This window comes from Rhodococcus sp. HM1, from assembly GCF_023218075.1.
GTDB lineage: Bacteria > Actinomycetota > Actinomycetes > Mycobacteriales > Mycobacteriaceae > Rhodococcus.
On sequence record NZ_JALPTB010000120.1, the window covers coordinates 1 to 10,363 of the forward strand.

12 protein-coding genes and 1 pseudogene are annotated in these 10,363 nt (G+C 69.5%); 4 read left to right on the forward strand and 9 right to left on the reverse strand.

Annotated features, from left to right (window positions below; all coding sequences use genetic code 11):
- From M1M07_RS31025 to soxR, 7 genes and pseudogenes are all read right to left on the reverse strand, one after another.
- Positions 1 to 202, reverse strand: a pseudogene (locus M1M07_RS31025) (hypothetical protein); the annotation flags it as partial.
- Positions 199 to 1,005, reverse strand: a complete 807-nt coding sequence (gene ureG / locus M1M07_RS31030; RefSeq protein WP_248676614.1) for an urease accessory protein UreG — start codon at positions 1,003 to 1,005, stop codon at positions 199 to 201. The pseudogene M1M07_RS31025 and the gene ureG, both read right to left, overlap by 4 nt.
- Positions 971 to 1,627 carry an urease accessory protein UreF gene (locus M1M07_RS31035; protein ID WP_248676615.1) on the reverse strand — a complete coding sequence of 219 codons (657 nt, stop codon included), beginning with the start codon at positions 1,625 to 1,627 and terminating at the stop codon, positions 971 to 973. The genes ureG and M1M07_RS31035 overlap by 35 nt, the downstream gene beginning before the upstream one ends.
- Before the next feature lie 19 nt (positions 1,628 to 1,646).
- On the reverse strand, positions 1,647 to 3,350 hold the full coding sequence (locus tag M1M07_RS31040; RefSeq protein ID WP_197252625.1) for an urease subunit alpha: 1,704 nt from the start codon (positions 3,348 to 3,350) through the stop codon (positions 1,647 to 1,649).
- A 4-nt stretch (positions 3,351 to 3,354) separates the two neighbouring features.
- Positions 3,355 to 3,723 carry an urease subunit beta gene (gene ureB / locus M1M07_RS31045; protein ID WP_197252624.1) on the reverse strand — a complete coding sequence of 123 codons (369 nt, stop codon included), beginning with the start codon at positions 3,721 to 3,723 and terminating at the stop codon, positions 3,355 to 3,357.
- Between the two features lie 10 nt (positions 3,724 to 3,733).
- The gene (locus tag M1M07_RS31050; RefSeq protein ID WP_068160404.1) at positions 3,734 to 4,036 is read right to left on the reverse strand and encodes an urease subunit gamma; all 303 of its coding nucleotides are present in this window, start codon (positions 4,034 to 4,036) and stop codon (positions 3,734 to 3,736) included.
- A gap of 155 nt (positions 4,037 to 4,191) precedes the next feature.
- On the reverse strand, positions 4,192 to 4,641 hold the full coding sequence (soxR, locus tag M1M07_RS31055) for a redox-sensitive transcriptional activator SoxR (protein ID WP_197252623.1): 450 nt from the start codon (positions 4,639 to 4,641) through the stop codon (positions 4,192 to 4,194).
- Between the two features lie 1,360 nt (positions 4,642 to 6,001).
- Here soxR and M1M07_RS33165 point away from each other — a divergent pair.
- A complete protein-coding gene (locus M1M07_RS33165) occupies positions 6,002 to 6,748 on the forward strand; it encodes a CPBP family glutamic-type intramembrane protease (RefSeq protein ID WP_248676616.1) in 747 nt (248 codons plus the stop codon).
- Positions 6,749 to 6,818: 70 nt separating this feature from the next.
- Here M1M07_RS33165 and M1M07_RS31065 read toward each other — a convergent pair whose 3' ends face one another.
- Complete coding sequence (locus M1M07_RS31065) at positions 6,819 to 7,184, reverse strand: HNH endonuclease (protein WP_248676621.1); 366 nt, start codon at positions 7,182 to 7,184, stop codon at positions 6,819 to 6,821.
- 144 nt (positions 7,185 to 7,328) lie between these two features.
- Here M1M07_RS31065 and M1M07_RS31070 point away from each other — a divergent pair, with 144 nt between their 5' ends.
- From M1M07_RS31070 to M1M07_RS31080, 3 genes are all read left to right on the forward strand, one after another.
- On the forward strand, positions 7,329 to 7,682 hold the full coding sequence (locus M1M07_RS31070) for a VOC family protein (RefSeq protein ID WP_248676617.1): 354 nt from the start codon (positions 7,329 to 7,331) through the stop codon (positions 7,680 to 7,682).
- A 127-nt stretch (positions 7,683 to 7,809) separates the two neighbouring features.
- Positions 7,810 to 8,196, forward strand: coding sequence for a ParD-like family protein (locus tag M1M07_RS31075; protein WP_248676618.1), 387 nt, complete (start codon positions 7,810 to 7,812; stop codon positions 8,194 to 8,196).
- Positions 8,193 to 8,762: a zeta toxin family protein gene (locus M1M07_RS31080; protein ID WP_248676619.1), complete on the forward strand. Its 570-nt coding sequence runs from the start codon at positions 8,193 to 8,195 to the stop codon at positions 8,760 to 8,762. The genes M1M07_RS31075 and M1M07_RS31080 overlap by 4 nt, the downstream gene beginning before the upstream one ends.
- 15 nt (positions 8,763 to 8,777) lie before the next feature.
- On the opposite strand, the gene M1M07_RS31085 is transcribed toward M1M07_RS31080, so the two are convergent.
- A partial coding sequence (locus M1M07_RS31085; RefSeq protein WP_248676620.1) for a CocE/NonD family hydrolase occupies positions 8,778 to 10,363 on the reverse strand: 1,586 nt, incomplete at its 5' end.

The window sequence follows — 10,363 nt, forward strand, 5'->3', positions numbered from 1 at the left end:
CCTCGACCTCGATCACGACGTTGTCGCCGCCGAGCAGCAACGCCCCGGTCGCGACCAGCGCGACCCGCGCGCCGTTCGCGTCCCCGCCGAGCACCCGCGGCCCGAACGCGCCGGGCACCAGCCGGCACCTGGCGCGGCCGTGCGCGCGGTGCACGGCGACGGTCGTCGCGGGGTTCGGTGTCTCAGGGTTCGGGGAGGTCACTGCGGCGTCGACGCGTGCCCGTGGCCGTGAGCATGGCCATGCCCGTGCTCGTGCTCGTGGCTGTGCTCCTCGTGGCTGTGCTCATGGTCGTCGTCGGCATGGAAGTGCGGCGCCATCGGACCCGGATCCACCGGCACCAACCGGCCCCCGGTGTGCTCGGCCAGCACCGACCGCACCCACGCGCACAACGCCGCCACCGACTCCGGGTCCGTGCGCGAGAGCGCCAGCACCGGCCGGCCCTCCCGCGCCGCCTCCGCGTCCGCCACCATCTGCGGCACATCCACACCCACATAGGGCGCCAGATCCGTCTTGTTCACCACCAGCAGATCCGCCCGCGCGATCCCCGGCCCACCCTTGCGGGCCACATCGCCGCCGCCGGCGACGTCGAGCACGAAGATCTGCGCATCGACCAGCGCGGGGGAGAACGTCGCCGTCAGGTTGTCCCCACCCGACTCGACCAGCACCACATCCAGCGGCGCGAAATCCTCCTCGAGATCCTCCACCGCCAGCAGATTCGCCGTCACATCGTCGCGGATCGCGGTGTGCGGGCACGCGCCCGTCTCCACCGCGCGGATCCGCTCCGGATCCAGCACCCCCGCCGACCGCAGGAACCGCGCATCCTCGTCGGTGTAGATGTCGTTGGTGATCACCCCCAACGCCAGCTCCCCGGACAGCTCCCGGCACAACAACGCGATCAGCGAACTCTTCCCGGTCCCCACCGGACCGGCTACCCCGAGCCGCAGAGACCGGGCGGAGGAACAACTGTGATCAGGCACTGAACAACCTTTCTGTGGTGTGGGCATGATTCTCGGCCCACTGTTCGACGAGCGGCGCCGCGCACGCCGGGATCTGCTGTGGCTCGGTCAATCCCGCCACCGCCGTGACAAGCTGCTCGATCAACGGCTGCGCCGCCAGCACCCAGCCCGTCGCGATCGCCGGATCCACCGGCTCGAGCTTCAGCGTCGCCGCCGCGATGGTCTGCGCATCGTCGTATCCGACCAGCCGCGCCGTGTGCTCGGCATCCAACCCCGCGCGCGCGGCCAGCATCCCCGCCGCCACCGGCCGCGCCGGCCGCCACGACCGCGGAATCGGTTCCTGATCCGGCCACAACCGCCGCAACAACCGCAGATACCCGCGGCCCAGCTGCCGGGAACTGGCCCGCAGCGCCGCGCTCGGTGTGCGCGCGGCCCACGCCGCCTCCACCACGTCGAGATCGCCCCCGGCCACCGCGACACGGCGGGCGACGACCGCGGTCGCCGCCTCCACGATCGTCACCGTCCGCAACCGGGCCGCGATGTATCCCGGCACGTCCGCCGGCGGCAACCCGGCCCGCAACGCCGGTTCCAGGCCCGCGGACTGGGTGTGCGCACCGGTCGGTAACCGCGCGTCGGCGAGCAACGCCAGCAACAGCGACTGCGACGGCACCGTCGACTCCCGGTCCACGTCAGAACAGCGAATACAACTGGGCGAGCGGCAGCCGCTCGGCCGGGGCCGGCACGATCCGTTCCCCGTCGATGTCGATCTCGAACGTCTCCGGGTCGATGTCGATGCGCGGCAACACGTCGTTGTTGCGCATCTGCGCCTTTCCGACACCGCGGGTGTCGGCGACCGCCACCAGCGGCCGGCGCATCCCGAGCCGATCGGCCAGGCCGTCCTCGATCGCCGCGGGCGACACGAACGTCACCGACAGGTCCGCCCCGATCGCATCGGTCAGCGCCGGGCGCTGCAACACCGGTTGCGGCGTCGGAATCGAGGCGTTCGGGTCACCGAGCGCACCCCACACCAGGCCGCCACCCTTGAGCACGACACTGGGCCGCACCCCGAACAGCTTCGGCTCCCACAGCACCAGGTCCGCGATCTTCCCGACCTCCACCGAGCCGATGTGCACATCCACGCCGTGCGCGATCGCCGGATTGATCGTGTACTTCGCGACATACCGGCGGGCCCGCTCGTTGTCCGCCGGCAACGACGACCCCAGCGGCCCACGCCGCGCCTTCATCACGTGTGCGACCTGCCAGGTCCGGGTGATCACCTCACCGATCCGGCCCATCGCCTGCGCGTCCGACGACGTGATCGACATCGCGCCCATGTCGTGCAGCACGTCCTCCGCCGCGATCGTCGTCGCCCGGATCCGCGATTCGGCGAACGCCAGATCCTCCGGCACCTGCGGATTGAGGTGATGGCACACCATCAGCATGTCCAGATGTTCGGCGACGGTGTTCACCGTGTGCGGCAACGTCGGATTCGTCGACCCGGGCAGCACGTAGGGCTCACCGGCCAGACGCATGATGTCCGGGGCGTGCCCACCGCCGGCGCCCTCGGTGTGGAACGCGTGGATCGACCGGCCGCCGATCGCCTCGATCGTCGACTCCAGGAACCCCGCCTCGTTCAGCGAGTCCGAATGCAACGCGACCTGCAGGCCCCACTCGTCGGCCGCGCGCAACGCCGCATCCAGCGCCGCCGGCGTCGACCCCCAGTCCTCGTGCACCTTGAAGCCCGCGGCCCCGGCCAGCGCCTGCTCCGCCAACCCGTCCATGCTCACCGTGTTGCCCTTACCGAACAGCAACACGTTGACCGGCAACGACTCCAGGCTCCGATGGATCGTGCCCAGATGCCACTCGCCCGGCGTCACCGTCGTCGCCTTCGTGCCCTCCGACGGGCCCGTACCGCCCCCGGCGATCGAGGTGATCCCCGTCGCGAGCGCCTCGTGGATCTGCGACGGCGAAATCAGATGCACGTGCGTGTCGAAGCCGCCGGCTGTGAGGATCTTGCCCTCGCCGCTGATGATGTCCGTGGACGGACCGATCTGCAGATCCGGATGCACCCCGTCCGCGATGTCCGGGTTCCCGGCCCGGCCCAGCGCGGTGATCCGCCCGTCCCGGATGCCCACGTCCGCGCGGACGACACCCCACCAGTCCAGCACGATCGCATTCGTGATCACCGTGTCCGGCGCGCCCTGCGCGCGGGTCGTGGACCCCTGCGCCATGGATTCGCGGATGGACTTGCCGCCGCCGAACACCGCTTCCTCACCGCCGACGGTGCGGTCCTCCTCGATCTCGATCCATAGATCGGTGTCGCCCAGACGGACCTGGTCGCCGACGGTGGGACCATAGAGCGCGGCGTAGCGCTCCCGTGAGATGCGAACCATCGGATCAGTCTCCGTTCTGCTCGGAAAGGGGGCCGTCGAGCGCGCCGCCGTCGGGGACACCGATCGCGATGCCCGGCACCCGCCGCGCGCCGCGCAACGCGACCGCCTGCACGGTGCGGGACGCGCCCGGCTCGAAACGGTGTGAGGTCCCCGACGGAATGTCGAGGCGGAACCCGTGCGCGGCGTCCCGGTCGAACTCGAGCGCCGGATTCGCATAGGGCAGATGCAGGTGCGAGCCGATCTGCACGGGACGGTCGCCGGTGTTGACGATGACCAGTTCGAGGCGCTCGTCCGGTTCCCGGTCGGCGTTGAGTTCGATGTCGCCGTCGCGGACACGGATCGCTCCGGGGCCGGTGGTGTTCAGACCTGCCATGGCGTGCTCCTCAGGCGATCGGCTGGTGGATGGTGACGAGTTTGCGGCCGTCCGGGAAGGTCGCCTCCACCTGGACGTCGGGGAGCATCTCCGCGACCCCGTCCATCACGTCGTCGCGGGTCAGGACCTCCCGGCCCGCGACCATCAGTTCGGCGACCGACAGCCCGTCGCGGGCGCGTTCGATGACCCAGTTGGTGAGCAGCGCCGTGGTTTCCGGATAGTTGAGCTTCACGCCGCGCGCGTGCCGGTCCCGGGCGACCATCCCGGCGACGGCGAGCAGCAACTTCTCCTGTTCGGAGGGCGTCAGATGCATGGGGCCTCCTCGGTGCGAACGCAGCGTGTCCGGAACGCCCGGATACTGCGCGCCAGCATATGCCCAGTCATGTTTCACCCGCGTTTCCACGGTGCGGCTGCGCCGCCGGTGTGCCTTTGTGGCGGCTGGAGCCGCCAGAAAGGCGCACCGGGGGATCAGCGGTCGTGCAGGTGCAGGCGGCGCGGACCCGGACCCTGCTGGGCGAGCACATCACCCGGGTTCGCCAGCGGACAGCTGCTCAGGCTCAGACAGCCGCAGCCGATGCAGCCGGAAAAGCTGTCGCGCAGCTCGGTCAGTTCCTCGATGCGTTCGGTGAGCCGGTCGTGCCAGCGCTGCGACAACCGCGCCCAGTCCGCGGCGGTGGGCACCCGGCTGTCCGGCAGCGAGTCGAGCGCGTCCCGGATCTCGTCGAGCGACACCCCGACACCCTGCGCAACGCGGATGAACGCCACCCGGCGCAGCGTGTCGCGTCGGTACCGCCGCTGATTGCCGGACGTGCGGCGGCTGGTGATCAGGCCGCGCGACTCGTAGTAGTGCAACGCCGAGACGGACACGCCGGAACGCTCGGACAACTGCCCGGGCGTGAGCCACACGGACGCGGTCATCGGCACCGTCCTCGGATTCGGGGGAAGCACGTCGAGCATCTGCGGTGCACAGTACCGACTTGTCGGAGATTCTGGACCACGGCAGAACATCCGCAGCCCGGGAGGTTCCGTGAACGCCGACGTTCCACCCGAGCGACCCGTACTTCCGGGCGGATCCGGGCGCGCCTGCCGCGGAATTCGAGAAGGAAGCCGGGCTGCATCCGGTGTTCCGGCTGACCGAGGTGCCGGAGCGCGAAGGGAAGTGACACCTCGTTTATGTCACTGTGACGAATGGGGTGGAAGGGTGGAGCGCAGTCGGGGAGAGGTGGTGCAGCACCGAGGCGTCCGGTGGGGTGGGTGCCGGAGCGGGACGGGACGCGATGCGGCAGGCTCGATTCGTCGGCTGTGCACCGTGGCGGGGAGGTTGGGTGCTGCGCGGCGGAGGGGCGGCGGTCCGTTGCTATTCGCAAACGATCTGCGCGAAAGCGTGCGGACGAAAAGGAAAGTGCCACAAGATATTTGATGGATAACGGTGATTATCCATCATTGAGATTTATCCATCATCGAGGTGGATGGGGTCGGCGACCCGAGTGGGGGCGGGTGACCTCGGAGTGTGTCTGTTCGGCTGTAGCGCTGTGTGTACAACGACCGCGAAACCTGGATGTGCTGTCGTTGCGACGCCGTAGCGCGAAGGCGCCGGCGCATGTCCGCGGTGTGCGCCGGCGGTACGCAAACCGCGGTCGAGTCGTCGGAAGCCCGGTCCGGGCGGTCGCGAGCCGGGGCTAGATCGAGCCCGAACCGGGGTTGGCTGGGGCGCCTCGGGGGCCCGGGCGTGTGGGGCCGACCGCCGGTAGGGCGTACGCGCACCGAGGATTTCACCCCGGGACCACCACCACGCTATCGGTCGGGAAGACCCGGATCCCGACTACTTGACATAATGTGGATTATCGGCAATTTGGATATACGCTTCGACCTGGGGTTTCGCCGACTCTGCCGGGTGTCGCCGCCGCGCCGTGTTCGTGTGTCGTGACACCGTCTGTCGACGTCTCGTTCCCGGCGCTGTCGCTGAGCACTGCACTGCACTCACTCGTCGATGTACGCGCATCTCTCGGTTCGCGGTGTCCGGCCACCGCACGACGCTTTCCGCGCGCCGCGACCGTCCGGCGGCCCGCAACCCGGATCGACCCGGTCTGTGTCGGATCCGGTCTTCCCGGCTCTCGTCGGGTTCGGCCGACCCTGCCACCTCGTCCCCTCCCTACAGCCCCGCGAACCCATGAATTCGTCACAGTGACGTTTTGTGGTGAGTGTGCCGGGAGGCCCGAACAGTCGCCGTCGGTATCATCTGCGCGACGGTGACTGCACTGACTCGGGAGGTCGCGGGGTGGAACCACGGCTCGCGCGGTTCTGGGTGGTCCTGGCGGTCACGACCGTCCCGTTCTACATGTGGGGCGCACTAACCGGCGGCGACCTGGTCGTGGCGGGTGCGCAGCTGCCGGTCAGTGCCCTGATGTTCGTGTGCCCGGCCGTCGCGGCCCTGGCGGCCGGCGGCGGACCCCGGGCGGCCTGGCGGCGCATGCTCACGAGGCCGCGTGCCTTCTGGGTGGGGTTCGCGCTCGTGGTTCCGGCGGTGCTGACCCTGGTGTCGTCGCTGATGATCGCCGGCCGCGGGCTCCCCGGGATCCCGTCGTCGCTGCCGCTGGTGGCCGGTGCGTACGTCGTGGCCGCGGTGTGCGAGGAACTCGGCTGGACCGGGGTGCTGATGCCAGCGCTGTTGCGTCGTCACGGCGTCCTGCACACGGGCACCGTGATCGGCGTCGTCTGGGCGCTGTGGCACCTGATTCCGTATCTGCAGGCCGGGTACGCGCCGGGAATGTTGCTCGGGCAGCTCGTCTTCACCGTGGTCTTCCGGATTCTGTTGGTGCAGGTGACGGTCGCCGGCAACGGTGCGCCGATCGTGGCCGTGCTCGGGCATGCCTCCTACAACGTGGCGTGGACCCTGCTGGACGCGCGCGACGCCTACTCGCCCGTGGCGGCGGCGGTGGCGCTGGCCGTCCCCGTGGCCGTCCTGGCGGGGAGGCGTCGCGGCGAGCGCGCCCGGCGAAGCCCGGTGCCGGACCGCGCGGGGTGACCCGACTCCCCTCTTCCGTCCCTCCAACCACCTCGGGGTTGAAACGTCACTGTGACGAAAAAGGGGACAGTCAGGAGGCGCGGCGCAGACGCCGCAGCTGCCCGGCCAGGTACTGCCGGGCGCGCCGGTGCCCGCCCCCGTCGGCGAGCGCGACGTCGAGGTCCTCGAGAAGCCGCGCGAGCAGGTCCTCGTCGGGAATCCAGCCGTCGCGGCTCCGGCATCGGTCGAGCCAGTCGACCGGGCCGGTGTGGCCGCGGTCGGCGTTGCAGCGCGAACAGGCGGCGGCCTCGTTGGCGACGATGCTGGGACCGCCCTTGAGGCGCGGCACGAGGTGTTCGGTGGTCGGTGGGATCAGCCGGCCGAAGCGGCGTCCGCACCACAGGCACCGGCCGTGCTGCCGGTCCACGGCGACGGCGAGGCGGGCGGCGCGGTCCACCTGTCGATGGTGACCGAACATCGAGCCGGACGCCAGCCGGGTGGATGGCCGGATGTCGTCGAAAGACACGGTCGTTGGACTCTGCTCAGCTGCGGCCGAATGACGTTACGCTGGGCACACTTTCAACAAAGGAGGGCTTTTTCCGTGAGTGACCACGAAGTGAAGATGATCGTGCTGTCGACCGACGACCTCGACGAGTCGATCAAGTTCTACAGCGAAACCCTGGGGATGGCACTCAAGTTCCGCGACGGCACGCATTTCGCCGCCCTCGACGGCGGCGGGGTGACCCTGGCGCTCGCGACCGCGGTCGATCATCCGATTCACGGGCAGGTGGTCGTCGGCATCAAGACCGCCGACGTGGACGCCGCGGCGAAGGCGATCGAGGAGGCCGGCGGCGGCATCGTGAAGGGCCCGTACGACGACGCGCACGAGCGTCGGGCCGTGGTGTACGACAACAAGGGCAACGGCCTGGTGTTCTACAGCCCGCTGAAGCGCTGACGCACCTCCGCACCCCCGGTCCGGTGACCTGCCCGGATCGGGGGTGCGTCCGTTGTTGCACTGCGCTACGATCGGTAGCAGACTGCTACATCCACCCGATGCGTTGCGTCGGACCAGGAGGTTCGTGATGGCGCCCTACACCGACAAGGTCACCCGCTTCGACGCCGAACTCGTCGACAGCGCCATCGCCGAGGGCGGCCGCCAGAACCGCACCGGACGCCAGCAACTCGAGTACTGGGCGCGCATCGGCCGGGCCATGACCGCCCACGAGACCGCGGCCCTGCGCCGCGTGCAGGAGGCCCTCGCCGGGAACCGGCCGACCACCGATCTCACCGTCGCCGAAGGACGGTTGTTCAACGCGGAGATCGACGCCCGCATCGCCGACAGCCTCGCGCACTCCGACTACGCAGGTGCGCTCGCCGCACGCGGCGTCACCACGGTCGTACTCGATGACGAGGGCCGCCTCGTCGAGCAGCGTCCCGACGGCACGACGCGGGTGCTCGACGCCGAATGAGGCGTCTGGATCTGATCATCGGCCCGAACGGTGCCGGTAAATCGACGTTCGTCGAGTTGACCCTCGCTCCCCTGCTGCCGCGCAGCGTGTTCGTCAACGCGGATGTGATCGCGCGGCAGAAGTGGCCGGATCGGGCCGAGGAGATGTCGTACGAGGCCGCGCAGCTGGCGGCCGCCGCGCGTGATCGGCTGCTCGAGCAGGGCCGCTCGTTCATCGCCGAGACGGTGTTCTCGCATCCGTCGAAGCTCGAGCTGATCGAGCGGGCGCAGGCCGCGGGGTTCACCGTGGTGGTGCACGTGATGCTGGTGCCCGAGGCGATGTCGGTGCGGCGTGTGGCGTATCGGGTGGAGGCGGGTGGGCATTCGGTGCCGGAGGACAAGATTCGGTCCCGGTATCGGCGGTTGTGGCCGCTGGTGGTCGAGGCGATCCGTCGCGCGGATCAGGCGACGGTGTACGACACCGCCTCGGGGACCCCGGCGGTGGTGGCCAGGTTCGCCGCCGGGGTCCCCGTGGGTGTTCTCCGCTGGCCCGGGTGGGCGCCGGCGGAGCTCACCGAGTTGGGATGAGCCGGATCCTGCGGCTCAGTCCTCCGCGCTGCGCGTGGTGAACGGCAGCACCAGCCGCGAGGGATGTGCGGCGTCGCGGTAGATCTTGTGCGTGACCGGGCGGCCGACGGGCAGGTGGAAGGCGTCCGGCGGGAGCAGCGCGTTGTGTTCGTCGGCGAGCGGTTCGTTGTTCGACAGTTCCACGACGAGCTTGTGGCCCGGCATGAAGGTATTGGCGAACGGGTAGAGCCGCAGCACGTATTCCTCGATGGTGCCGGGTTCGACCGGTACGGCGCGGGTGTGCGGGTGGAAGGGGTTGCCTTCGGTGGTGCGCTCGTCGAGTTCGCGGTGGGAGGCCTTGAGGTAGCCGGTGGTGATCAGCTGCCGCTTGCCGTTGGGGGCGTAGTCCCACATGCGGAGGATGAAATTGGTGTCCGGCTGGTCGATCTCGGCGAAGATGTGTGCGGCGCCGGTGCCGATCATCTCGGTGGGTTCCTCGAAGACGGGGGTCTCCCACTCGAGGATCTCGACCTTGTCGGTGACGGTGAGCGGCGCCTGGTAGAAGCCGTCGGGGGCGGCGTACTGCGTGCCCATCGGTTCGGGTTCGGTGGACAGCTTGCCGCGCGGGCGCAGGTACAGCGGCCGGTAGTCGACGTCCTTGGGCGGCCACTGGTCGGCGGTGACGCGCTGCCGGGAGCCTTCGACGAAGACGTTCACGGCGGGTTCGTCCATGATGCCGTTGTCGATGCCCTTGATCCAGTAGTCGTACCAGCGGAACATCTTGTCGTGCTCTTCGATGAAGGGCCGCGACTGCATGGGCGGGTAGGGGCCGATGTCGAGCTTCTTCGGTCCCTGCAGGGCGTGGAACAGTTCGATGGTGCCGTCCATCGTCCAGCCGCGACCCTGATCGATCTGCAGGTAGACGGGGATGTCGATGTTGCGGGCGAGGTTGACGGGGTTGCGTTCCTCGTACCAGTCACCGTCGAGTTCGTTGGTGATGATGTCGAACCACGCCTCGTGGTGCTTCGGGTAGTTCAGCACGTGCACGAGGTTCGGCCAGGCGGCGACGTCGGGGTCGGCGAGGCGTTCGGCGACGCGCTTGGCGATCTCCTCCGGCGTGTAGGTCTCGAGCATGCGGGACTTGACGTTGTCGGTGAACGCCCAGCCGGAGTCGCCGCCGCGGCCCTCGCGGGCGGCGCGCGGCATGAACCACATGATGCCGCCGTGGTAGGTGGTCTCGTAGAAGTCGTAGTGGCCGCCGGAGACGAAGATCGCCTTGAGGTGCGGTGGGCGTTCCGCGGCGGCGAGGACCTGCATCGACCCGAAGTAGGAGATGCCGATCATGCCGACGTTGCCGTCGCACCAGGGCTGGGTGGCGACCCATTCGATGAAGTCGTAGGCGTCCTGGCCGAGCGGGACGCCGCCGGCGTTGTAGTTGCCGATGTGCTCGCCGTCGGAGGCCCCGGATCCGCGGAGGTCGCCGATGACGTGCACGTAGCCCTCGGACACGACGCGGGCGATGTCGCCGGCTTCGATGCAGCCGTCCCACATGGGGCTGGGCCGGCGTTGCGGCGGCGTCGTCAGGGCGAGGGCCTGTAGTTCCTTGCCGTAGGGGCTGAGGG